This is a genomic window from Pigmentiphaga sp. MLSB6-MA01 (assembly GCF_058793475.1).
The window spans coordinates 42,322-68,429 of sequence record NZ_JBXAFV010000020.1; the positions used below are offsets into that span (position 1 = coordinate 42,322).

Consider the following 26,108-nt stretch of genomic DNA (forward strand, 5'->3'; position numbering starts at 1 on the left):
ATGGCGGACGTGCCCGCCGCGCCGCCGCGTACCGCCACCCGGGCCGTGCCGTCCGAGCCGCGCCTGTTCGGGCTGGCCGTGGGGCGCTTCAAGGTCCTGCTGTTCATCGTCGCGCTGCTGCCGCTGGCGCGCTGGGTGTGGCTGGGGGCAACGGACGGGTTGACGGCCAATCCCGTGGAGTTCCTGACCCGTTCGTCGGGCACCTGGACCCTGGTGGCGCTGCTGGTCACGCTGGCAATCAGCCCCCTGCGCGCCCTGCTGGGCCAGCCGGCCCTGCTGCGAGTGCGCCGCATGTGCGGGCTGTTCGCCTTCTTCTACGCCTGCCTGCATTTCACCACCTATATCTGGTGGGACCAGTGGTTCGACCTCATGTCCATCGCGCGCGACGTGGCCAAGCGGCCGTTCATCACGATGGGATTCGCCGGCTTCCTGGGACTTTGCCTGCTCGCGGCCACCTCGACGCGCGGCTGGATGCGGCGGCTGGGGTCGCGCTGGCAGTCGCTGCACCGGTTGGTCTACCTGATAGGCGTGCTCGTGCTGTTGCACTATTGGTGGCAGAAGGCCGGCAAGAATGATTTTTCGGCGGTGTTTCTCTACACTGTGGTCTTCGCGGGGTTGATGGGATGGCGCCTGGTGCGCCGGCGTGCCGCCAGGCCGTGAGCGGGGCAGGCGGCGCGGGCCGCCCGGCCATGCGCTTCCCGATGCCCGCTGCCGACAACAACAAGAGGTGCATCATGAACGACGTCACGGTCGACACCGCCAAGCTTCAATCCGCCAAGAATCTGACCACCGTGGTCTACGCGCTGTATGCGTTGGCCATCCTCATCGGCCTGAGCAGCATCGTTGCGATCATCATCAACTACGTCAAGAAGGGCGACATGGCCGGCACGTGGCTGGACAGCCACTTCCGCTGGCAGATCCGCACGTTCTGGTTCACGGTGCTGTGGGCCATCGTGGGGGCGCTGACGGTGTGGGCCTTCATCGGCTGGGTCGTCTGGTTCGTGGCCTTCATCTGGTACATCTACCGCATCGTGAAGGGCTGGCTGAACCTGAACGACAACAAGCCGATGTACCCCGCCTGAGGGGCGGGGATTTTCCGGACTATTTCTTCAAGGCCGCGTCGGCCAGCAGGGCGTCCCGCATTTTCAGCAGGGCGTCTTGCGTCGAACGCTGCGCGGCCAGGTTGAAGTTGGTCCTGAACTCGTCGAATTCCGCGGTGCCTTCCCCCATCACGCTGATCGTGGTCACGGGGTTGCCTGCCGCGTCGCTGATGACGCAGGTCAGCTGGGTCTGGAAACGCGTTGGCGGCCACGTGAGCAGGCTTTCGGAGGACGAGGCGGTCAGTATCTCGGGCGTGATCACGTAGCTCACATTCTCGGCGGCGGCGGGGGGTACGGCCTTCGTCTTGGTGACCTGCGCGAAGACGTTGCCCAGCATCATGTAGAAAGCGGCTTCCATGTCCTTGTACGGCTTGTACTGGACCTTGTCTCCGCCGCCGCCCGCCGTGATGACGTTCTTCTCCTGCAGCGAATCGGGAATATGGTAGGCCACGCGGGCCTCGATCCGCCGCCCGTTTTCGCCCGGGGTGAGCTTGGAGACGTCGGGGGCGATCGATATGGGATGCGCGCAACCTGCCAGAACCAGGATCGCCGCCAAGGCGCCCAGGCGTTTGATGAGATTCATGCGGAAACTCCGTGTCGATTACTTGAGCGCGTCCAGGAACGCCTTGTCGCTGAACAGCGTGTCCAGCAGCGTTTGCACGAGCGTGGGATAGGACTGCGCGGCGGCGGGGATCGCAACGGCACCCACGAAGGAGGAAGGCCAGGTGATCGTGGCGGACTTGACCTGGTCGTACGCGACCTGCCCCCCCTTCCTGACCACCACGCGCGCGGCGATGAAGCCGTCGCCGGTGGTGAACGATCCCGCGTTCAGATCGTTCTTCTGGAGTTCACCCGAGATTTCCACGTTCGAGGCCTGCGAGTACTTGCCCGCGAGCGTGAGTTCCTGCTTGATGGCCTCGGTCAGGTAGGCGGAATAGGATTTGCCGTAAGGCGACTCGAGCGACGATCCGCGCAGGGAAATCGGGTTGGCGTTGTCCTTGGCGGCCAGGCTGCTGAAGTCCGCCACCCTGGCGTCCCGGAACTCCGCATCCTTCAGCTTGATCACATTGTCCATTCGGGCCGAATACTGCGGCGCGGTCATCGCGCAGCCTGAAAGCACGACAGCGGCAACCATCACTCCAACACTGCGCATCATTCCATTTCCCTCGTCGAGTCGGGTTACTAATAATTTGACACATATAGTAACCTTTGAGAGGGAGGGAAAAACAGCGATTCAGCCCGCCTGAAGCGCTGGCCGGGCCGGCGACCGCGGGAAGGCGAACGCCACCGCGACCGCGCCGATGCCGACCGCGGCCGAGCCCAGGTACAGCCAGGCATAGCCGTTGAAGTGGTCGAAGATCCAGCCGCCGGCCAGCGGCCCGAAGGCCATGCCCAGGCTCGAGGCCATGACCGCGGCGCCGAAGATGCTGCCCATGATGCGCGGGCCGAACCAGTCCCGCGCCAGCACCGCGTACAGCGGCATCACGCCGCCGTAGGCGGCGCCCAGCAGGATGGACAGGCCGTAGAACTCGCCGATCAGGCGGGCCTGCGAATAGACGCCTATCACCACCGCCTGTAGCAGCAGGCCCGCGATCAGCACCCGCCTGGTGCCCAGCCTGTCGGCCAGCGCGCCCAGCAGCAGCCGTCCCCCCAGTCCCGCCAGTCCTTCCACGCTGTAGATGGTCACGGCCGCCATGGGCGCGATGCCGCAGAACGTGGCGAAGCTGACGACGTGGAAGATCGGGCCGGAATGGGCGGCGCAGCACAGGAAGAAGGTCAGCGCCAGCGCGATGAAGGGCGCCGACCGCAGGGCCTGCCGCACGGACGGGGCGGGGCCGGCCGCCTCGGCGTGGGCTTGCCCGGCCAGCCAGGCCGCGGGCGGCTGGCGGATGAGCAGGCCGGCGGGGATCAGGAGCAGCAGGGCGGCGATACCTGTCGTGGCCATCGCCGTGCGCCAGCCGTATTCGAGGATGAGCCAGCCCGCCAGCGGCGAGACCGTCATGGGGGCGACGCCCATCCCGGCTGAAACGAGCGAGACCGCTAACGCCCGGTGGCGCTCGAACCAGGTCGTGGCCAGGGCCATCAGCGGGGCGAAGAACGCGCCGCCCGCCACCCCCACCAGCACGCCATAGCCGAGCTGGAAGGCCGTCAGCGAGGTGGCGCGGCTCGCCAGCAGCAGCCCCAGGCCCAGCAGCACCGAGGCGGCCAGGACCACGGGGCGCGTGCCGTAGCGATCACTCAGCGCGCCCCAGCCGAATGCCGCGATGCCCATCACCAGGAAATCGAGCGTCATGGCCGCCGAGATGCCGGCGCGCGACCAGCCCGTATCGGCCGAGATGGGCTGCAGGTAGACCGCCAGGGAGAACATGGCTCCCGCGGCCACGCAGGTGATCAGCGCACCGGCGGCGACGATGATCCAGCCGTAGCCGCCATCGGTCCGGCCGGCGCCGTCCGTATCGTGTGTTTCCATGGTCAGGCAACATAGCAACCGGCTGCCCCGGATGTCGAGCCCGGTTACAGAACCGCCGGCTTCTGCGCCGACCGGCTGAACAATTCGTGGATCACCGTGCGCAGCCAGATCCGCCCCGGCTCGCGCGCGTAGCGTTCGTGCCAGAACTGTGACACGTCATAGGCGGGCAGCCGCATCGGCGGCGCGTACATCCTGACGCCCCAGGCGGTTTCGAACGTGGCGGCCAGTGTGCGCGGGATGGTGGCGATGTAGTCGGTCTGGGCGACGATGCGGCCGATCGACAGAAAGTGCCCCACGCGCAGGGCGACGGGCGCGCCCACCCTGGGCGAGGCGAGAATGCCTTCCAGCACGTGGGCATGCCCGGTCATCGAGCCTTCCGAGATCACATGGCCGAGCTGGCGGAAGTTCGCCATGGTCATCCGCGTGCGTATGGCGGGGTGGTCGCTCCGGGCGATGCAGGCATAGCTCGCGGAGAACAGCCGGTCGGTCTGCAATCCCTCCGGATCCAGGCGCAGGTGGCCGATGGCCAGGTCCACGTTGCCGTCCGCCATGGCGTCGCGCAGCGCCTTGCCCTGCAACTGGCTGGTGCGCAGGTGCACGCCGGGCGCCTGTTCCGCCACCCGCCGGGCCAGGCCGGGCAGGAACACCTGTTCGCTGATGTCGGACATCGCCAGGGTGAACACGCGCCGTTCGTTGGCGGGGACGAAGGCCGGCGTATGCAGCGTCCAGCGAACGATGTCCAGGGCCTGGTGCAGCGACGAATTCAGGCCGTCGGCGAAGGGGGTGGGAAGCAGGCCGTGCGGCTGCCGCACGAACAGCGGGTCGCCATAGGCGTCGCGCAGGCGGGCGAGGGCGCGGCTCATCGCGGGCTGGCTCAGTCCGAGTTCCCGGCCGGCCGCGGTGAGGTTCCGGCTGCCGTACACGGCAAGGAAGAGTTCGAGCAGGTTCAGATCCACCTGGTGCGAAAGACGTTTGGCCATGGCAGAGATATACCTATCGTGCATGTCAGATATCAGTTCATTTCATTTTACGGATTTCACTGCGATTCCTAACATGGACCACCCCCTACAGGAGACCCCATGCACAGCAGCGCCCACTACTTGCTCCAGGGACTCACGGACCTCGGCATCGAGTACGTGTTTTCCAACCTGGGCACCGACCACGCCTCCGTCATCGAGGAGCTCGCGCGCTGGCGCGAGCAGGGGCGCCGGCATCCCCGCTTCATGCTCTGCCCGCACGAAAACGTCGCGATCCACATGGCAGCCGGCTACGCGGCGATGACCGGGCAGGGGCAGGCGGTGATGGTCCACGTGGACGCCGGCACGGCGAACGCCGCCATGGGCATGCACAACATGTTCCGCTCGCGGCTGCCGGTCATGCTGATGGCGGGGCGGGCGCCCGGCACCGTGCGCGGCGAGCTGCCAGGATCGCGCGACAACTACGTGCACTTCGTGCAAGACCCGTTCGACATGGCCAGCCTGGTCCGCCCCTACGTCAAATGGGAATACTCGCTCTCGACCGGCATCAACGCGCGCGAAGTCGTGCGGCGCGGACACTCGGTCATGCAGAGCGATCCGCCGGGCCCCGTCTATCTGACCCTGCCGCGCGAGGCGCTGACGCAGGAATGGAAAGAAGACCAGGTGCAGGCTTTCGGCCAGGACCGCTATGGTCCCGTGGCCGCCGGCGGCATCGACGAGGCGCGCGCCGCGCAGATCGCCGAGGCCCTGATGCGGGCCGAGCGGCCGATGGCCGTTACCGCCTATCTCGGCCGCAAGGCCGAGGCGGTCGAGGCGCTGGAGGAACTGGCCCTGTTGTGCGGCATCCGCGTCTACGAATTCGCGCCCAGCTACCTGGGCATCTCGCGCGATTCGCCCTGCTTCGGCGGCTTCGACCCCGGCGCGGCGCAGGCCGATGCCGACCTGGGACTGCTGCTGGACGTGGACGTGCCCTGGCTGCCCAAGTACGTGGCCGAGCGGCCCGGCGTACGCTGGCTGCATGTCGACGTCGATCCGATCAAGAAGGATTTCCCCATGTGGGGCTTCGCGACGGACATGCGGGTGCAGGCCGACTGCGCCACGGTGTTGCGCCAGGTCAGCGCCATCGTGCGGGCCCGCGCCGGCCAGGATTTCCATGAGCGCGTGCGCGCCCGCCTGGATGGCTGCCGGGCCCAGGCGAAGACCCGCGCCGAGGGCCTGGCCCGGGCCGCGGGCAAGCGTGGCACGCGCGGCGCGATCTCGCCCGCCTACCTGTGCGCGCAGTTGAGCGCGGCGCTGTCCCAGGACGACGTGGTCGTCAACGAAGCCATCCGCAACGCGCCCGCGGTGCTGGGGCATATCCGCCGGACCCGGCCGTTGACCCTGCTCGGTACGGCCGGGGGCGGCCTGGGCTACAGCGGCGGCATGGCCCTGGGCGTCAAGCTGGCGCGGCCGGATGCCCGCGTGGTGCAGGTCGTCGGCGATGGCGGGTTCCATTTCGGCACGCCCACCTCGGTCTATGACGTCGCGCAGCGCTACCGGCTGCCCATCCTGACCGTGGTGCTGGACAACGGCGGATGGCAGGCGGTGAAGGAGGCCGTGCTGCGCGTGCATCCCGACGGCTCGGCGGCCGGCGCCGACGAGTTCCAGGCGCGGCTGTATGGCGAGACGCGCCGCTTCGAACTGATCGCCCAGGCCTTCGGCGGCCACGGCGAGACGGTGGAGGACCCCGACGACGTGCCGGCCGCGATCGCCCGCTGCCTGCGGGCCGTCGATGATGGCCGGGCCGCGGTGCTGCACGTGCGCATCGGCGGGATCTAGCGGCGCGGGCGGCCGGCGCCGCCCGTGGCCGGAAACAAAGGAACGAACGAGTCCTATGGAAGGAGACACCATGCAAGTACGCCGCATCCTGAACCTGGCCGCGCTGGCGCTGGCCATCTCGCCGCTCGGCCTGCCGGCCGCGCACGCGCAGCCGGCCTATCCCGCGCGCCCCATCACCATCATCGTCGGCTACGCCGCGGGCGGGGGCAACGATGTCCTGGCCCGGATCGTGGCCGAGGAAATGACCAAGGGGCTCAAGCAGCCCGTGATCGTCGAGAACCGCCCAGGCGTGGCCTCCATCGTGGGCGCGGCCTACGTGGCCAAGGCCAGGCCGGACGGCTATACCCTGTTCTGGGGGGCGAGCGGTCCCATCTCGTTCAATCCCGCCCTGTACGCCAAGCTGCCCTACAAGATCGAAGACTTCACGCCTGTTTCGTTGACGGCGAAGTTCCCGCTGGTGCTGGTCTCGGACGCCTCGCTGCCGATCAAGTCGGTGAGCGACCTGGTGGCCTATTCGAAGCAGCATCCCGACAAGGCCAACTACGGTTCCAGCGCCGCCTCGTTCCAACTCGTGACCGAACTGTTCAACGGCAAGACCGGCGCGCGCTTCGCGCACATTCCCTACAAAGGCAGCAACGAGTCGATCCAGGCCGTCATGGCGGGCAACGTCACCATGGCCATCACCGATCCGGCGCCGGCCATGACGGGCTTGCAGAGCAAGCGCGTGCGGGCACTGGCCGTGACCTCCCCGCAGCGGGCCGATTTCCTGCCCGAGGTGCCGACCATGAGGGAGGCGGGGGTGGACCTGGACGTCGAGTTGTGGGCGGGCCTGCTGGCGCCGGCCGGCACGCCGGCAGACGTGGTCCAGGTATTGCAGAGGGAGATCGCGCGCGTGGTCGCCCTGCCCGAAGTGAGCAAGAAGATGACCGCCCTTGGCTGCTCGGCCCAGGCCAGCACCTCCGACGAGTTCCGCCGCCTGATCGAGAAGGAAGTGCCGCTCTGGACCAAGGTGGCGCGCGAGAACGACATCAAGGTCGAATAGCCAGAGAGAACCTGGAGAAAACATGACGAACCGATATCACTCCGGCCTGATCGTCGCCGGCGCCCTGCAGGAAACCGGCGCGGCACAGGTGCTGGACAACATCAACCCCGCCAACGGCGAGCTCGTCGGCACGGTCGCCACGGCCGACGCCGCCACTGCCCGAGCCGCCATCGGCGCGGCCCGCCAGGCTTTCGAAGACTCGGCCTGGGCCGGCTCGCCCCGCCTGCGGCAGGACGTGCTGCTGCAATGGGCGCGCAACCTCGCCCCGCGCGCCCAGGAACTGGCGATGTTGCTGACGCTGGAGAACGGCAAGGTCATCGCCCAGTCCGCCGGCGAAATGCACGGCGCCATTTCCGAGATCAACTACTACGCCGGCCTGGCGCGCTACATCGCCGGCAACGCGCAGGAGGTGAGCCCGGGCGTGCTCTCGACCCAGCTGCGCGAACCCGCCGGCGTGGCCGGCATCATCGTGCCCTGGAACGCTCCCGCCCTGCTGCTGGTGCGCAGCCTGGCTCCGGCACTGGCGGCCGGATGCACGACCGTGATCAAGCCGGCCTGGCAGACCGCGCTCGTCACCTGCGAGATGCTGAAGGAATTGATCAACATTCCCGGCCTGCCGCCGGGCGTCGTCAACATGGTGGTCGAGGACGGCGCCGACGTCTCGCAACTGATCTGCCAGTCCGACGACGTGGACGTCATCAGCTTCACTGGTTCGAACGAAACCGGCCAGCGCATCTACGCCTCGGCCGCGCCCACCATGAAGAAACTGTCGCTGGAACTGGGCGACAAGGCCAGTTGCATCGTCTTCGACGACGCCCCCATCCCCGACGTGATGCGCAAGATCGCCGACGCCGCCACCATCATCTCCGGCCAGCAATGCACCGCCGCGCGCCGCGTATTGGTCCACGCCGACGCCTACGACGCCGCCCGCGCCCACCTGCGCGACGCCCTGGCCGCCCTGAAGGCCGGGCCCGGCTGGCTACCCGGCCACCACCTCGGCCCCCTGATCGACCGCGGCTCGCGCGATCGCGTCCAGTCCCAGATCCACCGCGCCATGAACGAGGCCGACGAAGTGCTGCTGGAAGGCGCCACGCTGGACGGCCAGCACCCCCATGGCGCCTTTCTGACGCCGTCCCTGGTCGCCCACGGCGACACCAGCGCCTTCTTCGTCCAGCAGGAAATCTTCGGCCCCTTCGTCGTGCTGGAAAAATTCCACGACGAAGCCGAAGCCGTCGCCCGCGCCAACCACACCGTCTACGGCCTGTCCTCCAGCGTCTGGACCCGCGACGGCGCCCGCGCCCAGCGCGTCGCCCGCAAGCTGCGCCGGGGCACGGTCTGGATCAACGATCACAACAAGCTGATGGCCGAAGCCGAGACAGGGGGCTATCGCCGCAGCGGGCTGGGGCGCCTGCATGGGCATGAGGCGCTGAACGACTTCACGGAGTCGAAGATCATCTACCAGGACAGCAACCCGCTGTGAGGTCGTGGGGGCGAAGGGCGGGGGCAGCGCAAAGGCCGATGGCTTCGATTATTCTTATTTACAAGGAACTATAGTAAGGCGATGGCGTTTTGTTTATTTTTTCTTATATTTAAGGAATAATTTGGCGAAGGAGTCCGTCTCGATTTTTATTCCTGAAATGTGAGAATTATGGCCAGAACGCTCACCAAGCCTACCGGCCCGGAGAGTCCGCTCGTGGTGGATCTTCAGGCCCTTGGGCAACTGGTTCGAAATCGACGCGCGCATTCGCGGCTCCGCATCGACGATGCGGCCGCTCTCGTTGGCGTCTCCAAGGACACCCTGTCGCGCCTGGAAAACGGCAAAGCTGTTGGCACCGACAAGCTGATGTCGGTTCTCCAGGGGCTGGGCCTGGCTTGTTTCGTCGTGGACAAATCCCAGGCCACCACGGCATTGAATGCGATCGAGGGCGAGCCCGGGATGAAGGCAGGCGACTGATGGCTCGTCATGTCTTGAATGTCACCGCACCACAAGGGCAGGTGGGAACCCTGGCTTTCGAATCCACGGAGGATCGGTACGCATTTGCCTACGATCCCGGTTGGCCGGGCGTTGCCCAGGCCTTTCCTCTGTCACCGCACATCCCGCTGGCCGGGCCGCCCGCCGCTTCCGGCGTGGTCGCCCGGTTTCTGCAAAACCTGCTTCCGGAAGGTCGTGCGCTTGATGTCGCATCGAGCCTTCACCACATTTCCAAGAACAACATTTTCGGGTTGATCAACCTCCTGGGCCGTGAACCGGTGGGAGCGTTGAGCTTTCTGCCTGAGGGGAGCGAGGCGGGGCAGGCGGCAGTCTCCGCGCCGCGCCGACTGATCACCGATGCAGAATTGAGCGAGCGAATTCGCAAACGCGACAGCATTCCCTTCCCCGTTTGGGACGGGCAGGTTCGGCTATCGACAGCAGGCTTTCAGGACAAGCTGCAAGTGCTTCTCGAAGGCGAGCGCATCAGCCTGGTCGAGGCGCCACTGGCTTCCACTCACATCCTCAAGCCGGAATCGCACAATCCTGCCACGCCCTGCATGGTGGCCAACGAGCACTTCTGCATGACCTTGGCCTCACGCATGGGACTGCCGGTGGCGCCTGTACATATCCGGCGCCTACCCGAGCCCATCCTTCTCGTCGAACGATTCGACAGGACCGTCGTCCGAGCACAAGATGGCCAGGCGGCCATCGCAGTACACCGGCGACATGTCATCGACGCGTGCCAGGCCCTGGATGTACCTGTTGCGCTCAAGTACGAGCGCAACATGGGCAGCAGCGAGCATGTCCGGCATATTCGGGATGGCGTGAGCTTCGAAAAGCTCTTCATGCTGGCCAAGGATTTCGAGAACCCCGCCGTCGCGCGCCAATTCTTTCTGCGCTGGGCGATCTTGCAGTTGCTGATCGGAAACAGTGACGCCCACGGGAAGAACCTGTCGTTCTTCCTGCGCGGCGCCGGGCTTGCTCCCGCAAATCTCTACGATCTGGTCTGCGTCCATACCTACGGCAAAGCCATCGAGCAGGAGATGGCCATGGGCTATGGAGATGAGTTTCACTGCGAGGCCATGACGGCCTTCGACCTGGCGGACTTTGCCCACCGCGCCGCCTTGCCCGCGACATTGGTCGCTCGGGAACTGGTTTCCATGGCGAGGCAGGCCACGAAGCTGGCGCCTGGCCTGGCCCAGAGCGCGGTATATCTTGGAGATGAACGCGGCCGGGTGCAGGACATTGCCCGGTTCGTCGTCACGCAAGCCGAACGACTGATTCGGATCGCGCCGGAAGTGCCCAAGGTCGATCAGGGATTGTTGTGACCCTGGTCACCAGCGACCGGCTCAAGAGCCCAATCCCAATATCTGCCCACCCCCATAACTACTCTGCACCGGCTCCGCTCCCCCCGCCCGGATCCGTATCGCGCAATACTTGAACTCCGGAATCTTCCCGAACGGATCCAGCGCCGCATTCGTCAACTTGTTGATCGCCGCCTCGTAATAGCAGAACGGTACGAACACCGCCCCTCGCGGCGTTCCTTCCTCCGCCCGCGCATACAGCGACACCTCGCCCCGCCGCGACTCCAGCGTAATCACCTCCCCCGGCCGCGCCCCGATCTCCTCCAGATCCAGCGGATGCACCAAGGCCACCGGATCCGGCTCGATCGCATCCAGTACCGACGCCCGCCGCGTCATGCTCCCCGTGTGCCAGTGCTCCAGTTGCCGCCCCGTGATCAACACCCGCGGATATTCCTCATCCGGCCGCTCATTCGCCGGAATAATGTCCGCCGGCACGAAACGCGCACGGCCCGTCTCCGTCGGGAACGTGCTCGTGAACACCACCGGATCCCCCGCATCGCCTTCCGCCAGGCACGGATACGTCACCGCATGCTCCGCCTGCAGACGGTCCCAGGTGATGCCGCCTATGCTCGGCATTGAATGGCGCATCTCGTCGAACACCTCCGACACGTCGCGGTACCGCCAGTCCAGCCCCATGCGCGCCGCCAACTGCTGGATGATCCACAGATCCTGGCGCGCGTCCCCCGGCGGATCCAGGGCCTGCCTGCCCATCTGCACCACCCGGTCCGTATTCGTGAACGTCCCCGTCTTCTCCGGAAAGGCCGAGGCCGGCAGGATGACATCGGCCAGATAGGCCGTCTCCGTCAGGAAAATGTCCTGCACCACCAGATGGTCCAGCGCCGCCAGCGCCTCGCGCGCATGATTGGCATCCGGATCCGACATCGCCGGATTCTCGCCCATTACATACATGCCCCGCACCGTGCCGGCCTTGATCGCGTGCATCACCTCCACCACCGTCAGCCCCGGCTGGGAATCCAGCGGCATGCCCCACAACTGCTCGAACTTCTCGCGCGCGGCCGTATCGTCCACGCGCTGGTAGTCCGGATACATCATGGGAATCAACCCCGCGTCGGAGGCGCCCTGCACGTTGTTCTGCCCGCGCAGCGGATGCAGGCCCGTGCCGGGGCGGCCGATCTGGCCGGTCATCAGCGCCAGCGCGATCAGGCAGCGCGCGTTGTCCGTGCCGTGCACGTGCTGCGACACCCCCATGCCCCACAGGATCATCGACCCCTTGGACGTGGCGTACAGCCGAGCCACCTCGCGCAGCGTGTCCGCGGCGATGCCGCAGATCGGCGCCATGCTCTCGGGGCTGTAGCCTTCCACGTTCCTGCGCAACTCGTCGTAGCCGATGGTGCGGCTGGCGATGAAATCCTGGTCGACCAGCCCCTCATGGACGATCACGTGCATCATGGCGTTCAGCATCGCCACGTCGGTGTCCGGCTTGAATTGCAGGAAGCGGTGCGCCAGCCGCGCGAGGTCCGAGCGGCGCGGGTCGGCCACGATCAGTTTGGTGCCGTTCTTCACCGCGTTCTTGATCCAGCTCGCCGCCACCGGGTGGTTCACCGTGGGGTTGGCGCCGATCACGATCACCACCTCGGCCTTGCCCACGTCCATCACGGGATTGGACACCGCGCCCGAGCCGATGCCCTCCAGCAGCGCCGCCACCGACGAGGCATGGCACAGCCGCGTGCAGTGATCGACGTTGTTGCTGCCGAAGCCCGTGCGCACCAGCTTCTGGAACAGATAGGCCTCTTCGTTGCTGCCCTTGGCCGAGCCGAAGCCGGCCAGCGCGCGCTTGCCGTGCGTGTCGCGGATCGTTCGCAGCCGTTCGCCCACCAGGTCCAGCGCCTCGTCCCACGTCGCTTCGCGGAACACGTCCATGACGCGATCCGGATCCATGGCCGCGTCGCCGCGCTTGGGGGCGTCCGCGCGGCGGATCAGCGGCCGGGTCAGGCGCTGGGGATGGTGGGCGTAGTCGAAGCCGTAGCGGCCCTTGACGCACAGGCGCTCGTGGTTGGCCGGGCCGTCGCGGCCCTCGACGTACAGGATGCGGTTGTCCTTGACGTGGTAGGTCAGCTGGCAGCCCACGCCGCAATAGGGGCAGACCGACTCGACCTCTTTGTCGGGCACCTGCAGCGCCACCTCGCGCGCGGGCATCAGCGCGCCGGTGGGACAGGCCTGCACGCATTCGCCGCAGGCCACGCAAGTCGAGGCGCCCATGGCGTCGTCCATGTCGAACACGATCTTCGCATGATCGCCGCGATGGGCCAGCCCGATCACGTCATTGACCTGTTCGTCGCGGCAGGCGCGCAGGCAGCGCGTGCACTGGATGCAGGCATCCAGGTTGACGGCGATGGCCGGATGCGAGGTGTCGGCGGCCACCGCCGCGCGCGGGGCGAAGCGCGGCTTGCCCACGCCCAGCTTTCGCGCCCAGAGGTCCACTTCGTTGTTGCGCGTGTACGAGGTCTCGGGCATGTCGGCCTGCAACAGTTCGAGCACCATCTTCTGCGCGCGCACCGCGCGCCCGCTGTCTGTCGTGACCTCCATGCCGGCGCGCGGCGTGCGGCAGCACGACGGCGCCAGCACGCGTTCACCGGCGATCTCGACCACGCACGAACGGCAGTTGCCGACCGGCTCCAGTCCGTCGGCATGGCACAGGCGGGGAATCTCGATACCCAGGCGATCGGCGACCTGGATCAGCGTTTCGTTGTCGGCGGCGCTGACCTCCTGCCCGTTCAGGCGGAAGGTCACGGTGACCGGGGAGAGGCCGAGCTCGCGGCGATTGATGGCATTCATGTCAATTGTCCGTGGCGCGGCCCGATGACCCCGGGCTCAGTTCTTGGGGGAAGTACTTGATGACGCAGTCCACGGGGTTGGGGGCCGCCTGGCCCAGTCCGCATATCGAGGCGTCGCGCATGACGGCGGACAATTCCTCCAGCAGCGGGATGTCCCACTCGGGCTGGCGTATCAGCTCCAGCGCCTTGGCCGTGCCTACGCGGCAGGGCGTGCATTGGCCACAGGACTCGTCCTTGAAGAAACCCATCATGTTGCGCGCCGCGCCCACGGCGGTGTCGCGATGGGACAGGACCATGACCGCCGCCGAGCCGATGAAGCAGCCATAGGGCTGCAGCGTGTCGAAATCCAGCGGGATGTCGTTCATCGACGCCGGCAGGATGCCGCCGGATGCGCCGCCGGGCAGGTAGGCATAGAAATCGTGGCCATCCTGCATGCCGCCGCAGTATTCGTCGATCAGTTCCTGGATGGTGATGCCGGCCGGCGCCAGGTGGACGCCGGGCTGGCGCACGCGCCCCGACACCGAGAACGAGCGCAGGCCCTTGCGGCCGTGCCGGCCCTGCGAGGCGAACCAGGCGCCGCCGCGTTCCAGGATGTCGCGCACCCAGTGCAGGGTCTCGAAGTTGTGTTCGAGCGTGGGGCGGCCGAACAAGCCGACCTGCGCGACATAGGGCGGGCGCAGCCTGGGCATGCCGCGCTTGCCTTCGATGGATTCGATCATGGCCGATTCCTCGCCGCAGATGTAGGCGCCGGCTCCCCGTCGCAATTCGATGCGGGGCAGGCCGGGAACGGGCGGATCGTCGCGCAGGCGGTCCAGCTCGGCCTGCAGGATGGCACGGCAGCCGTGGTATTCGTCGCGCAGGTAGAGGTAGATGGCCTGCGCCTCGACGGCCCAGGCCGCGATCAGCAGTCCTTCCAGGTGGCGATGGGGATCGCGCTCGAGATAGTAGCGGTCCTTGAAGGTGCCGGGCTCGCCTTCGTCCACGTTGACCGCCATCAGCCGCGGCGCGGGTTCGGCGCGCACCGCGCGCCACTTGCGGCCGGCCGGAAAGCCCGCGCCGCCCAGGCCGCGCAGGCCCGAGTCTTCCATGGCCCTGAGCACGGACTCCACGTCGCGCTGTCCGGACGCGCATTCGCGCAGCACGCGGTAGCCGCCTTGCGCGACGTAGCCGGCGTAGTCGATGTAGGCGCCGGGCAGGTCGCGGGTGTCGCCGCCCTCGACGGCCGTGCGCACCGCTTCCGGCGTCGCACAGGAGATGGGCCGCTGGCCCACCATCGCCACGGGAGCCTGTTCGCAGCGTCCCAGGCACGGAGCGGGCACCACCCGCACGCCGGCGCCCAGCAGTCGCTGCAGGCGCTCCAGCAGCGGCCCGGCGCCCGCCAGCTCACAGGACAGGCTGCCGCACACCCGCACGGTCAGCGGCGCGGTGCCGGATTCGGCCTGGCCGTCGTCCCGGACCACGTCGAAGTGATGATAGAAGGAGGCGACTTCGTAGACCTCGGCCTGTGCCATGCGCAGCTCCTGGGCCAGCGCCGCCAGATGGCGGGTGCCCAGTTGGCCGTAGCGGTCGTTGATGCGGTGCAGGTGTTCGATCAGCAGGTCACGCCGGCGCGGCGCGTCCCCCAGCAGTGCGCGCACCTCGGCCAGCGCGGCCGGATCGACGCGCCGGCCCTTGGGCTGCTGGCGCTTGCGTTCGCGCGTGGGCGCCGCAGCGACGATGGGAATGACTTTCTGGTCCATGGGGGTTCCGTGCCGTGCGTCGCGAAGGGCGGAAACGGCTAATATATGAAATTCAGAACATATGTGTCGTGATGCAACTCACTCTAACAAAGAAACTTCCAGCGAAAAATATGTTCAGGATTACATAAATGTTCAAGATCGCGATCCAGCCCGGTTGGCACATCCAGGGGACGGGGGCCGAAGCCTCTCCCGCGGTGGATACGTCCCTGCTGCTGCGCCTCCTGGCCAGCATCCGCGAGTCGGGCTCGATCGCGGCGGCAGGGCGTATCGAAGGGCTGTCCTATCGCCACGTCTGGGGTCTCTTGCGCAGCGCCGAACAGATGTTCGGCACGCCGCTTCTGGAGAAGCGTCCAGGGAAGGGCACTTGCCTCAGTCATCTGGGTACGGTACTGCTGCTGGCCGAGGACCGGATCCGCGCCCGCCTGTCGCCCACGCTGGACAGCCTGGCCTCGGAGCTGGAGGCCGAGATCCGCAAGGCGGTGGCGCCCGACCGTTCACCGTTGCGGCTGTATGCCAGCCATGGCTTCGCCGTGGCGGCCTTGGTGGATTGGATCAACACCGCCCAGATGCCGGTGGAATTGCGCTACCGGAACAGTACCGAGGCGGTGGCCGCGTTGGCGCGGGGTGAGTGCGACCTCGCCGGTTTCCACGTACCCATCGGCTCGTTCGAGCCGGACGCGGTGCGCCAGTACCTGCAATGGCTGGATCCGCGCAAGCACGTGCTGGTCCAGCTCGCGCTGCGTGTGCAGGGGTTGTGCGTGGCGCCCGGCAATCCCAAGCGCATCGGGACGCTGGCCGACCTCGCAAGGCCGGGCGTGCGCTTCGTCAACCGACAGGCGGGCTCGGGCACGCGCATGTTGCTGGAGCTGATGCTGGCGCGCGATCAGGTGCCGCAACAAGCGATCAACGGTTTTGACAGCACGGAGTTCACGCATGCGGCGGTGGCCGCCTACATCGCCAGCGGCATGGCCGATGTCGGATTCGGCATCGAGACCGCCGCCCGGCGCTTCGGGCTGGATTTCGTGCCGCTGGTGACCGAGCGCTATTTCTTCGCCGTGGAGCAGTCGGCGCTGGATGCCCGGCGGCTGGATGACGTGCTGGCCATCCTGAAGGCGCCGGGCTTCGTGCGGCGCCTGGAGGCGCTGCCAGGCTATGAGCCGGTGGAGACCGGCGGGGTGCTGACGCTGGCGCGCGCCTTCGGCGGCCGTCCCGCGGCTGGTCAGCCTTCCTGAGCCTTCGCGGCGGTCTTGCGCGCGCGGGGACGCGCGGCCGTCGTCTTGCTGGCGGTCTTGCGTGCGGCCTTCTTGGCCGGTGTTCCGGCCTTCCCGGCCGCGGCCTTGGCCGTTCCCGATCCGGCCGTTTCGGCGGCGGGCGGCGGGACCGGCTCGGGTTGCGTGGCGGCAGGAGCCGGCCGTGCCTCGGCCCTGGGGCGCGGAGCAGGTTCGGCGGCAGGCAAGGGCGGGGGGGCCGATTCCTGCCGGGCCGTGTCCCCGGCCGCTTCGGCCGCGGGCCGTTCCCGGCGCGTGGCGCTCTTGCCCGCGCCGCGGGGGTTGCGCCGCTTGTCCGTCCTGGGGGCCGCCGCCTCGGCGGCGGGGGCTTCGACGGGCTCGGCGGCCGGCACCGCCGCCGGCGGCGCCGGCCTGGGCGCCGCCGGCTCGACCGGCGCTGTGTCGCTGCTGGCGCGATAGACATAGGCGCCCGATTTATCGTCGCGGCCGAATTCCAGCAGCCCGCGCGACTGGGCCGCCTCCAGCAGGTTGCCGAAAGCGCGGAACCCGTAATAGGACTCGTTGAAGTCCGGGCGGCGCCGCTTGATGGCTTCCTTCAGTACCGACGCCCAGATCTTGCCGGTGTCGCCGCGTTCGGACACCAGCGCATCGAAGGTCTCGACCGCCAGCGCGATGCCTTTCTCGCGCCGGGATTCCAGTTCGTCCCGGCGTGCCTTGTCCTCGTCGTGCGGACGGCGGTTGGCCGGCTGGGCGCCGCGGGGCTCGCGCCGGGCCGCCTGATGGGTCTCGCGGACCAGGTCGTCGTAGAAGATGAATTCGTCGCAGTTGGCGATCAGCAGGTCCGAGGTGGACTGTTTGACGCCCAGGCCGATGACCTGCTTGGCGTTCTCGCGCAGCTTGGAGACCAGCGGCGAGAAGTCGGAGTCGCCGCTGATGATGACGAAGGTGTTGACGTGCGACTTGGTGTAACAGAGGTCCAGCGCGTCGACCACCATCCGGATGTCGGCTGAGTTCTTGCCGGACTGGCGCACGTGGGGAATGTCGATCAGCTCGAAGTTCGCCTCGTGCATGGTGGCCTTGAAGCCCTTGTAGCGGTCCCAGTCGCAGTAGGCCTTCTTGACCACGATGCTGCCCTTGAGCAGCAGGCGTTCGAGCACCAGCTTGATGTCGAAGCGCTCGTACTTGGCGTCGCGCACGCCCAGGGCCACGTTCTCGAAGTCGCAGAACAGCGCCATGCTGACGTTTTCCGGGGGATGGTTCATGGGGGAGGCTCCGGTCGTGCGGCGGCCGGCGGATTGCCGGCCGCGAAGATAGGATGATACCGGGTCGGCCCTTGCGGGAAATGTCCCTGCTGGCGGAACAGGCTTGAGGACGTGCCCATGCCTATCCTATACACTCGACTTCCGCCGCCGGGACCGCGCCGTTCCCCTCCCATACTCCCGCGGCGCGCTCATCACGCCATGCAGCCAGTCACGACCCGCCCCCCGTTTTCCGGCGAGGCGCCCGCGATCGTTTCCATCTCGGGCCTCGCCAAGACCTACGCCAACGGCTTCCATGCGCTCAAGGGCGTGGACCTGCAGATACGCAAGGGCGAGATCTTCGCCCTGCTCGGGCCCAACGGCGCCGGCAAGACCACGTTGATCAGCATCGTCTGTGGATTGTCGCGCCCGACCGCCGGCACCGTGCTGGTGGACGGCCACGACATCGTCCGTGACTACCGCGCGGCGCGTACGCGCATCGGCCTGGTGCCGCAGGAACTGGCCACCGATGCCTTCGAGTCGGTGTGGGCCACCGTCAGCTTCAGCCGCGGCCTGTTCGGCCATCCGGCCAATCCGGCGCGTATCGAAAGCATCCTGCGCGACCTGTCGCTGTGGGACAAACGCAATGCCAAGATCATGACGCTGTCCGGCGGCATGAAGCGGCGCGTGCTGATCGCCAAGGCCCTGGCCCACGAACCCAAGGTGCTGTTCCTGGACGAACCGACCGCCGGCGTGGACGTCGAGCTGCGGCGGGACATGTGGAAGATGGTGCGCCGCCTGCGCGACGAGGGCATGACCATCATCCTGACCACCCACTACATCGAGGAAGCCGAGGACATGGCCGATCGCATCGGCGTCATCAACAAGGGCGAACTGGTGCTGGTCGAGGAAAAGCGGGCGCTGATGCGCAAGCTCGGCAAGAAGCAGCTGACGCTGCAATTGCAGGCCCCGCTCCAGGCGCTGCCGCCGGCGCTGGCCGGCTACGCGCTGGAGCTGGCCGATGGCGGCAATGCCCTGGTCTACACCTTCGACACGCAGGGCGAAGCCACCGGCATCGCCTCGCTGATGCGGGCCCTGAACGAGCAGGGCATCGACTTCAAGGACCTGCATTCCAGCGAAAGCTCGCTGGAGGATATTTTCGTGAGCCTGGTGCGGGAGCAAGCATGATCAATTTCTATGCGATCCGGGCGATCTACCGGTTCGAGATGGCGCGCACCTTCCGCACGCTGACCCAGAGCATCGCCTCGCCGGTGCTGTCCACCTCGCTCTATTTCATCGTGTTCGGCACGGCCATCGGCTCGCGCATGGGCGAGATCGGGGGCGTCAGCTACGGGGCGTTCATCATTCCCGGCCTGATCATGATGTCGCTGCTGAACGAGAGCATTTCCAATGCCTCGTTCGGCATTTACCTGCCCAAATGGACAGGGACCATCTACGAGCTGCTGTCGGCGCCGGTGTCGCCCGTCGAGGCGGTGGTCGGCTATGTCGGGGCGGCGGCCACCAAGTCGATGATGCTGGGCCTGCTGATACTGGTCACGGCGCGGCTCTTCGTGCCCTATCACATCGAGCATCCCGTCTGGATGGTGGGCTTCCTGGTCCTGACCGCCGTCACGTTCAGCCTGTTCGGTTTCATCATCGGCCTGTGGGCCGACGATTTCCAGAAGCTGCAGATCATCCCGCTCATGGTCGTCACGCCGCTGACCTTCCTGGGCGGCGCCTTCTACTCCATCAGCATGCTGCCGCCGATCTGGCAGAAGATCACGCTGGCCAATCCCGTGGTCTACCTCATCAGCGGGTTCCGCTGGAGCTTCTACGGCCAGTCCGACGTCAACGTCGTGGTCAGCCTGGGCATGACCCTGGTGTTCCTGGTCGCGTGCCTGGGCATCGTGACCTGGATCTTCCGCACCGGCTACAAGATGAAGACCTGATCGGTCATTTGTGCTGCATGTCGGCGTTGCGGGCCGCCTCGACCCACATGGCCCGTTCCCGTACGAACTCGGTGCGTGTCTGATCAATGCTGCCGCCGACTGGCTGATTGGCGATCGATTCGAGTCCTCGCAGCACGGCCGGAGTTTTCAGCGCGGCGTTGACCGCTTCGTTCAATTTGAGCAGCCGCGCCGCAGGCGTGCCCTTGGGCGCGAACACGTAGACGGAGCCGCGAACCGAGGGAAATCCGGGCACGGCTTCACGGACCAGCGGGATGTCCTTCATTCCGGGAAGCGGCTCGTCGCCTGTCATCGCCAGCGTGGTAAGACGCCCACTCTTCAACAGCGGCGACAGTGCCGAGACGGAGCCAACGGCCACCTGCGCGTCTCCGGCCACCAGCATCTGAACGGCCTGGCTGCTGTTGGTCGCCGGGACGACATGCCTGAAATTCACGCCCGCTTGCATGCCCAGTATCACGAGTGACAAGTGCGGCAACGAGCCCCGGGGGGAGGTTGTGCTGATCGTGATCTCCCCGGGCGAGGTCCGGGCCAGCGCAAGCACGTCCTGGAGGCTCTTCAGGCCGGTGGCCGGCGTTGAAACGAACATCATCGGACCGCCCGAGACCAGTCCCACCGCTTCCAGGTCCGTGGCGACATCGTACTTCGCGGACGGGTAAAGCAGCGGCGTGACCGCGAGCGTCGCGATGGGCGCCATCAGCAATGTGTTGCCGTCGGCCTTGGCCCGGATGACTTCCAGCGTGCCAAGGCTTCCGCCCGCCCCCGGCTTGTTCTCGACGATCACAGGCTGCTGCAGCAGTGTCGTCAGTTCACCCGAAATCACGCGTGCGATAAGGTCCGGGCCTGTGCCAGCCTCGGCTGGCACCACGATGCTCACCTTGCTTTGTGCAAGAACATGGCTCGCCGCGAAGGTTGCCAGAATCGCAACGAGGCAGTGCGCGAAACGTCCCCCCGGCACACGATCGAACAAGGCTGCCATGTTTCCTCCGGATGTTCATGCCCGTATTGAAACAGCCAGGCCTGCGGCGAGCTACCCCGAATCGGAGTTGGCAAACATCTCGATTCGAGAAACGTGGGCAGGGAAGCGCCGCGGCGACACCCCGCGATCCGGCGCCTGGGACACGGATCCTTCCGCTATTGTCGAACCGGGTATATCCTCCTGGAGGATCGCGACATGGACCCGGGGGCGCGGACGTGATTTTCGAGGACATGCAGGCCTTTGTCCTGGTGGCGCGCCACGGCAGTTTTTCGCAGGCGGCCCTGGACTTGTGCATTGCCCAGTCGGCGCTGAGCAAGCGCGTGCAGCGGCTCGAGCATCGCATGGGCGCAAAGCTCTTCGAGCGCCGCGCGCGCGGCGTCGCGCTGACACCCGCCGGACAGGCGTTTCTCGTGCGGGCGCAACGGCTCGTGTCGGAAATGGACGATCTGGAGCGAGACCTGTCGTCGTTCGTGCAGACCCCCAGCGGCCCGGTGCGCATTGCCCTGCCGCGACATACCAGTGGATTGCTCGCGCCGCCCCTGCTGAGGCGCTGCCGCGCCGAGTTGCCGCTGGTGAGCCTGGAGATCCTGGAAGGCACGCCTTCGAACGTGTATGGTTGGTTGATGCGCGGCGAGGCCGACATCGCGATGAGCCATATCGCGGATCTGGGGCCCGGCTACTCGACGCGGCCATACTTCGTCCAACCCTTGCTGCTGTTCGCGTCTCCCGCCCTGGCAATGAGCCATTTCGCCGGGAAAATACCGGAGGTCGGTTCCATCGAGGATCTGGGCAGGCTCCCGCTGATCCTTCCTCTCCGGCCCCATCCTGTTCGACTGCTGGTCGATAGCCTGGCGGCCCGCAGCGGCATCCGTCCCCATATCGTCTACGAGACCGATGGCACGAATACGCTGCGCAGCCTCGTGGAGCACGGCATGGGCATGACGCTCTTCATCCAGGGGTCGATCTGGACCTACGCCGTGGAGGCTGGCCGCCTGGTGGCGATTCCGTTTTCTTCCGCCCTGGTCAACTGGAAGATGCATCTTGCCGTCAGCCGCCGTGAAGCGGAAGCCCTCGCGATCCGCAGGGTCCGCGACATCGTCGAACAGGAACTGAACCTGCTGATAGACCAGGGTGCCTGGCCGACCGCCCGACGCGTCACCGATCCATTGCCGACGGCGAGCGAAGAGCGGCCGTAGGTGGGGCTCCTTACGTATCCAGGCGGGGAAACAGCTTGCGCGCATTGCCGGATTCGATGGCGGTCCGCATCTGATCCGACAGCGGGAAGTCTTCGAACTGCCTGGATTGGTACGCCGCGTAGTGTCTAGACACGTAGGGCCAATCCGAGCCGAACGTGATCCGGGTGGGGTCGGCAAAGGCCAGGAGCGCGGGCATCGCGTAGGGCGTGCCCAGCATGGCGATGTCGAACCAGAACCTGCGCAGGAGATCGGTGCCGGCGGGAATCAGGTCCTGCGGCCGCTCGAGGCGCCGCATGACGGCCTGCCTGCCGTCGGGCGCCACGAAACGGGCCGCCCGTTGTGCCGCGTAGGGCAGGAAACCGCCGCCATGCGACAGCACGAACTTGATGTCCGGATACCTTTCAAGGACGCCGTTGCGGGCGATGTTGAGCGCGGCGCGGGTGGTATCGAGCAGGAAATCAATCGCGGGGGCGGGCAGGCCGGGCACCGCGGGACCCGGTAACTGCGTGGGATGGATGAACACCACGGCCCGGCGCTGGTTCAGCACGGCCATCAGTGGGTCCAGGCTGGGATCGCCCACGTACGTGCCGCGGACATTGGCAAGCAGCACGATACCGTCCGCCCACAGATGGTCCAATGCATGCACGGCCTCCGCAATGGCCTCATCGACGTGGGGGAGGGGAAGGGCGGCAAAATACCCGAAGCGGTCCGGGTGGCGCTTGACCACCCCCGCAGAAAATTCATTGAACTCGCGCGTTTTCTCGCATGCGTGCACGGCGTCGTCGATATGCACGCCGGGTGTGGACAGCGACAGGATCCCGGTGCGGATCTTTTCTCTGTCCATGAGTTCGATCGCGCCGTCCACGCTCCACTCGGGCGGATCGCGCATCCAGAGGTTCAACGAACGCATCCATTCCTTGTAGCCGGGCGGCACGACGTGCATGTGGGTATCGATGCGGGTGCCAACGCTTGCGCCCGCCGGCAAGGGAATCGAGGGGAGATCGGCCATGGACATTGCTCCTCTACTAACAGGGTTGCACCGGTCATTCGCGCGGCGCGCCGGCGCCGTGGGCCATCTCGGCTCACGGTCCGTTCCGTGTGAACGGGTACGCGTTTCGCTACGGTCCGGTATTGCAACAGCCTGAGCCGCGGCAAGGTACTGCGAAACAGAGTTGGCAGATATCTTGATTCGAGAAGCGTTGAGGAGCGGAATGGCAAAAACGAGGCGAGCGCGCCGCAGCGGCATGCGCCTGGGCTGCTTGGGAGATCGATGGAGAAATATTTCAAAAATACTATGAATCAATAGTATTTTCGGTGTCTTCGCTCTTGATGCCCGCCGACGATTCGACCGCGCGCAGGTTCCGCCTGACCCGCATCAGGTAGCTGCACAGCTGCGCCACCTCGAAGTGCTCGAATCCTTCCATCATCCGGGCCGTCAGCTCGTCCGCCTTGGGCATCAGTTCGTGTCCCAGCGCGCGTCCGCGCTCGGTCAGGTAGACGTTGATCTTGCGCCGGTCGTCGGCGTTGCGCACGCGGCGGATCAGGCCGCGGCTCTCCAGCTTGTTCAAGGCCGAGCCCGCGGCGGCTTCCATGATGCCCACCCGCCGGCCGACCTCGCGCTGCGTCAGCCCGTCTTCTTCCCAGATCGTGCGCAGGAATATCCAGGTTCCCGCGGGAACGTCGAGCCGGGCGACCTGCGCCTGCAGCGCGCGGTTGAGCACGCGGTAGGTGGCGCTGATCTGGTAGCCGACGCTGTCTTCGGACGACTGGGTGGCGATTTTCCCGGGGGAGGGTTTGCTGCTCGTCGATTTGTTCATGGCTGGGAGTTGGGGGAAATACTAGGGCGGGGCGAACGAAATAAGCATTGTGGATTCTTTGTGCCAACTTTACCATTGATATGAAAGCATAGTATTTTTTGATAAAGCATCCGACGCTTTCGAGGAGCGCCCTCATGAGTCTGTACCCCGACGTCGACTTCGCCCGGGTCGAAGGCGACGCGCTCGCCGGCCGCCTGGTCGCACGTTTCTGGCAGCCTGTCGCCCTGGCCGGGAAGTGCGTGGCCGGCCGCGCGACGCGCGTCAAGCTGCTGGGCACGCACTACACGCTCTACCGCGGCGAGGACGGCCAGCCGCGCATGACGCAGGACCGCTGCCCCCACCGGGGGACGAGCCTGGCCTACGGCTGGGTCGAGGGCAACGGCATACGCTGCCGCTACCATGGCTGGAAGTTCGACGCCGAAGGACGGGGAGAGGAGTTTCCCGCCGAGAGCGCGGCCTATGCGCGCAGCCTGTCGCTGCGTACCTATCCGGTCCGGGAGTATCTGGGCCTGATCTTCTGTTATGTCGGGGAAGGGGAACCGCCGGAGTTTCCCCGTTTCCCCGAGCTGGAAGACGACAGCCGCGGCGCGCTGCTCACCCAGGCGGTCGTACTCGACTACAACTTCTTCCAGCGAGTGGAGAACGATCATGACGAGGCGCATGTGTTCTTCACGCACAAGCACCTGATGGCGAAGTACGGTCTGGACCAGATCCCCAAAGTCGCCGCGGAAGAAACCGAGCACGGGCTGGTGGTCGTCTCCACGCGCGAGGATGGCCGCAAGCGTGTCGGCTACGGCTTCATGCCGAATGTCCTGTTGCGCGAGGTTCCCATTCCTCAGGACCGCACGAAGATGTCCATCCTGCTCGCCTGGCGCGTGCCGATGGACGATACGACGACCTTCAGCGCCATGGTCAACCGTGTCGGAACCTTCAACCAGGCCTTGCCCGATCCCGGCGAGGTGGAGGATCCGGCCGAGATCGCCGCGCGCGTCATGCGTTGCGAAATGACGCTCGACGACGTGGACCAGAACCACCCCCTGCTGCCCATTATCCAGGACACGGTCGCGTTGGGCGGGCAGGGCGTGATCGCGGACCGCGGCGCCGAGCATCTCGGACAGTCGGACAAGGCCATCGCGGTATTGCGCCGCATGTGGGCGCGCGAGATGCGCGCGCTGCGCGACGGCAAGCCGCTCAAGACCTGGCGTCGGCCCGGCGATTTCGAGTTCGGCAAGGAGATAGCCGGAGCCGAATTGCCGGCGGCCGCCCACTGAAATCAGGAGACATGCACATGATCAAATCCCTGCTCTTGCTGGCGGTAGCGTTGGCGTGTGGAACGCTGCAAGCGGCCGAGCCTTTTCCCGGCCGGCCGATCACCCTTGTCGTGCCGCAGCCGGCGGGCGGCGCCGCCGATGCCCTGGCGCGCACCCTGGGTGAGGAAATGGGGCGCCGGCTGGGCACGACCTTCATCGTCGAGAACAGGCCGGGGGCATCCGGCATGCTCGGCACCAACGTGGTGGCGCGCGCCAAGCCCGATGGCCATACCCTGCTGGTCACGAACTCGACGCCGGTCCTGACGCTGCCCTACATGTTCGACAAGGTTCCCTACGACGTGAACCGCGACCTGCGCTTCATCACGCAGATATCCAGCGGCCAGCTGGTCCTGGTGGTCAACCACGAGATACCGGCGCGCAACATGAAGGAGTTCATGGACTGGGCCGCGCAGAATCGCGGCAAGGTCAACTACGGTTCGTTCGGCGTGGGCACGTCAGGCCACCTGGTCGCTTCCTATCTGAGCCATTCGCGCGGCCTGGACATGACACACGTGCCTTTCAAGGGCGAGGTGCCGCTGATCCAGGAATTGGTCGGGGGCAGGGTGTCGTGGGGATTCACGACCCTGGGGCCGGTGGTGCCGCATTTGCAGACCGGCCGGCTGCGCGCGCTCGCCGTGATTGCCGATCAGCGGCCCAAGGAGCTTCCCAACGTGCCTACCATGGCGGAAGCGGGCATGACGGATACCGAGTTCAAGCCCATGGGATGGTTCGCGCTGCTGGCGCCGGCGGGCATGCCCGACGCCGTATCCAGGCGGCTGGAGAAAGAAGCGCGCGCCGCGATCGCGACCCCCGACATGCAGGCGCGCATCCAGGCCTACGGCATGGATGCGATCGGCAACTCGGGTGAAGATGCCCGCAAGGAGTACGAGCTGCTGGCGCCCGTGGTCGAGCGGATGGTGAAGGCGTCGGGCGCCAAGCTGGAATAGCACCTGTTTCGCCGACTGCGGGGGGCCTGCGCGGCGCGTCGGCCCGCCTGGCGCAGGCGGGCGGCATGGCCCGTCTTGGCTCACCATCCGTTGCCGAGGCCGCGCCATGCCGGTGCGCGGCCGACCGCCGCTGGTGCGGGGCGCGCACCGC

At 66.7% G+C, this 26,108-nt stretch carries 23 protein-coding genes; 13 read left to right on the forward strand and 10 right to left on the reverse strand.

All coding sequences use genetic code 11. The features are described from left to right. Together msrQ and AC1Q6E_RS25940 are read left to right on the forward strand one after the other, a co-directional pair. On the forward strand, nucleotides 1-660 hold the full coding sequence (msrQ, locus tag AC1Q6E_RS25935) for a protein-methionine-sulfoxide reductase heme-binding subunit MsrQ (protein WP_152793613.1): 660 nt from the start codon (nucleotides 1-3) through the stop codon (nucleotides 658-660). A gap of 74 nt (nucleotides 661-734) precedes the next feature. Continuing rightward, the gene (locus AC1Q6E_RS25940; protein ID WP_152793612.1) at nucleotides 735-1,082 is read left to right on the forward strand and encodes a DUF4870 family protein; all 348 of its coding nucleotides are present in this window, start codon (nucleotides 735-737) and stop codon (nucleotides 1,080-1,082) included. Nucleotides 1,083-1,101: 19 nt separating this feature from the next. On the opposite strand, the gene AC1Q6E_RS25945 is transcribed toward AC1Q6E_RS25940, so the two are convergent. The 4 genes from AC1Q6E_RS25945 to AC1Q6E_RS25960 form a co-directional block, all read right to left on the reverse strand. Continuing rightward, nucleotides 1,102-1,683 carry a hypothetical protein gene (locus AC1Q6E_RS25945; protein WP_152793611.1) on the reverse strand — a complete coding sequence of 194 codons (582 nt, stop codon included), beginning with the start codon at nucleotides 1,681-1,683 and terminating at the stop codon, nucleotides 1,102-1,104. A gap of 18 nt (nucleotides 1,684-1,701) precedes the next feature. Continuing rightward, nucleotides 1,702-2,256, reverse strand: coding sequence for a hypothetical protein (locus AC1Q6E_RS25950; protein ID WP_152793610.1), 555 nt, complete (start codon nucleotides 2,254-2,256; stop codon nucleotides 1,702-1,704). 78 nt (nucleotides 2,257-2,334) lie between these two features. Then, nucleotides 2,335-3,570 carry an MFS transporter gene (locus tag AC1Q6E_RS25955; RefSeq protein WP_152793609.1) on the reverse strand — a complete coding sequence of 412 codons (1,236 nt, stop codon included), beginning with the start codon at nucleotides 3,568-3,570 and terminating at the stop codon, nucleotides 2,335-2,337. 44 nt (nucleotides 3,571-3,614) lie between these two features. Then, complete coding sequence (locus AC1Q6E_RS25960; protein ID WP_296558276.1) at nucleotides 3,615-4,550, reverse strand: LysR family transcriptional regulator; 936 nt, start codon at nucleotides 4,548-4,550, stop codon at nucleotides 3,615-3,617. A 99-nt stretch (nucleotides 4,551-4,649) separates the two neighbouring features. Between AC1Q6E_RS25960 and AC1Q6E_RS25965 the strand changes: the two genes are divergently transcribed. The 5 genes from AC1Q6E_RS25965 to AC1Q6E_RS25985 all read left to right on the forward strand — a co-directional run bounded on the left by AC1Q6E_RS25965 (nucleotide 4,650) and on the right by AC1Q6E_RS25985 (nucleotide 10,707). Next, nucleotides 4,650-6,365 (forward strand): thiamine pyrophosphate-requiring protein, encoded by a 1,716-nt coding sequence (locus tag AC1Q6E_RS25965; protein ID WP_492573810.1) that lies wholly within the window; start codon nucleotides 4,650-4,652, stop codon nucleotides 6,363-6,365. A 70-nt stretch (nucleotides 6,366-6,435) separates the two neighbouring features. Then, complete coding sequence (locus AC1Q6E_RS25970; protein WP_296558280.1) at nucleotides 6,436-7,407, forward strand: Bug family tripartite tricarboxylate transporter substrate binding protein; 972 nt, start codon at nucleotides 6,436-6,438, stop codon at nucleotides 7,405-7,407. A 22-nt stretch (nucleotides 7,408-7,429) separates the two neighbouring features. Next, complete coding sequence (locus AC1Q6E_RS25975; RefSeq protein ID WP_296558282.1) at nucleotides 7,430-8,887, forward strand: aldehyde dehydrogenase family protein; 1,458 nt, start codon at nucleotides 7,430-7,432, stop codon at nucleotides 8,885-8,887. Between the two features lie 168 nt (nucleotides 8,888-9,055). Beyond that, nucleotides 9,056-9,361, forward strand: coding sequence for a helix-turn-helix domain-containing protein (locus AC1Q6E_RS25980; RefSeq protein WP_296558284.1), 306 nt, complete (start codon nucleotides 9,056-9,058; stop codon nucleotides 9,359-9,361). Further along, the gene (locus AC1Q6E_RS25985; protein WP_296558285.1) at nucleotides 9,361-10,707 is read left to right on the forward strand and encodes a HipA domain-containing protein; all 1,347 of its coding nucleotides are present in this window, start codon (nucleotides 9,361-9,363) and stop codon (nucleotides 10,705-10,707) included. Before AC1Q6E_RS25980 ends, AC1Q6E_RS25985 begins: the two co-directional genes overlap by 1 nt. Nucleotides 10,708-10,728: 21 nt before the next feature. On the opposite strand, the gene fdhF is transcribed toward AC1Q6E_RS25985, so the two are convergent. Both fdhF and AC1Q6E_RS25995 read right to left on the reverse strand, forming a co-directional pair. Further along, nucleotides 10,729-13,539, reverse strand: coding sequence for a formate dehydrogenase subunit alpha (gene fdhF / locus AC1Q6E_RS25990; protein WP_492573811.1), 2,811 nt, complete (start codon nucleotides 13,537-13,539; stop codon nucleotides 10,729-10,731). 1 nt (nucleotide 13,540) lies between these two features. Continuing rightward, nucleotides 13,541-15,277, reverse strand: coding sequence for an NADH-ubiquinone oxidoreductase-F iron-sulfur binding region domain-containing protein (locus AC1Q6E_RS25995; protein ID WP_152793601.1), 1,737 nt, complete (start codon nucleotides 15,275-15,277; stop codon nucleotides 13,541-13,543). Nucleotides 15,278-15,405: 128 nt separating this feature from the next. On the opposite strand from AC1Q6E_RS25995, the gene AC1Q6E_RS26000 reads away from it, so the two are divergent. After that, nucleotides 15,406-16,509 (forward strand): substrate-binding domain-containing protein, encoded by a 1,104-nt coding sequence (locus AC1Q6E_RS26000; protein WP_492573812.1) that lies wholly within the window; start codon nucleotides 15,406-15,408, stop codon nucleotides 16,507-16,509. On the opposite strand, the gene AC1Q6E_RS26005 is transcribed toward AC1Q6E_RS26000, so the two are convergent. Continuing rightward, a complete protein-coding gene (locus tag AC1Q6E_RS26005; protein ID WP_492573813.1) occupies nucleotides 16,497-17,768 on the reverse strand; it encodes an NYN domain-containing protein in 1,272 nt (423 codons plus the stop codon). The genes AC1Q6E_RS26000 and AC1Q6E_RS26005 overlap by 13 nt on opposite strands. A 198-nt stretch (nucleotides 17,769-17,966) precedes the next feature. On the opposite strand from AC1Q6E_RS26005, the gene AC1Q6E_RS26010 reads away from it, so the two are divergent. Both AC1Q6E_RS26010 and AC1Q6E_RS26015 read left to right on the forward strand, forming a co-directional pair. Then, nucleotides 17,967-18,932, forward strand: a complete 966-nt coding sequence (locus tag AC1Q6E_RS26010) for an ABC transporter ATP-binding protein (protein ID WP_152793598.1) — start codon at nucleotides 17,967-17,969, stop codon at nucleotides 18,930-18,932. Further along, complete coding sequence (locus AC1Q6E_RS26015) at nucleotides 18,932-19,693, forward strand: ABC transporter permease (protein ID WP_296558335.1); 762 nt, start codon at nucleotides 18,932-18,934, stop codon at nucleotides 19,691-19,693. Before AC1Q6E_RS26010 ends, AC1Q6E_RS26015 begins: the two co-directional genes overlap by 1 nt. A 4-nt stretch (nucleotides 19,694-19,697) precedes the next feature. Here AC1Q6E_RS26015 and AC1Q6E_RS26020 read toward each other — a convergent pair whose 3' ends face one another. Beyond that, a complete protein-coding gene (locus tag AC1Q6E_RS26020) occupies nucleotides 19,698-20,687 on the reverse strand; it encodes a Bug family tripartite tricarboxylate transporter substrate binding protein (protein ID WP_152793596.1) in 990 nt (329 codons plus the stop codon). 215 nt (nucleotides 20,688-20,902) lie between these two features. Here AC1Q6E_RS26020 and AC1Q6E_RS26025 point away from each other — a divergent pair, with 215 nt between their 5' ends. Beyond that, nucleotides 20,903-21,883, forward strand: coding sequence for a LysR family transcriptional regulator (locus tag AC1Q6E_RS26025; protein WP_296558293.1), 981 nt, complete (start codon nucleotides 20,903-20,905; stop codon nucleotides 21,881-21,883). 10 nt (nucleotides 21,884-21,893) lie between these two features. Here the strand turns inward: AC1Q6E_RS26025 and AC1Q6E_RS26030 are convergent, their stop codons facing one another. Together AC1Q6E_RS26030 and AC1Q6E_RS26035 are read right to left on the reverse strand one after the other, a co-directional pair. Next, entirely contained in the window at nucleotides 21,894-22,892 is a 999-nt protein-coding gene (locus AC1Q6E_RS26030) for an amidohydrolase family protein (protein ID WP_152793595.1), read from the reverse strand. A 283-nt stretch (nucleotides 22,893-23,175) separates the two neighbouring features. Then, a complete protein-coding gene (locus AC1Q6E_RS26035; RefSeq protein WP_152793594.1) occupies nucleotides 23,176-23,700 on the reverse strand; it encodes a MarR family winged helix-turn-helix transcriptional regulator in 525 nt (174 codons plus the stop codon). A gap of 134 nt (nucleotides 23,701-23,834) precedes the next feature. Here AC1Q6E_RS26035 and AC1Q6E_RS26040 point away from each other — a divergent pair, with 134 nt between their 5' ends. Beyond that, nucleotides 23,835-24,971: a Rieske 2Fe-2S domain-containing protein gene (locus tag AC1Q6E_RS26040; protein ID WP_492573814.1), complete on the forward strand. Its 1,137-nt coding sequence runs from the start codon at nucleotides 23,835-23,837 to the stop codon at nucleotides 24,969-24,971. A 17-nt stretch (nucleotides 24,972-24,988) separates the two neighbouring features. Continuing rightward, nucleotides 24,989-25,957: a Bug family tripartite tricarboxylate transporter substrate binding protein gene (locus AC1Q6E_RS26045; RefSeq protein WP_296558297.1), complete on the forward strand. Its 969-nt coding sequence runs from the start codon at nucleotides 24,989-24,991 to the stop codon at nucleotides 25,955-25,957. The last annotated feature ends 151 nt before the right edge of the window (nucleotides 25,958-26,108 follow it).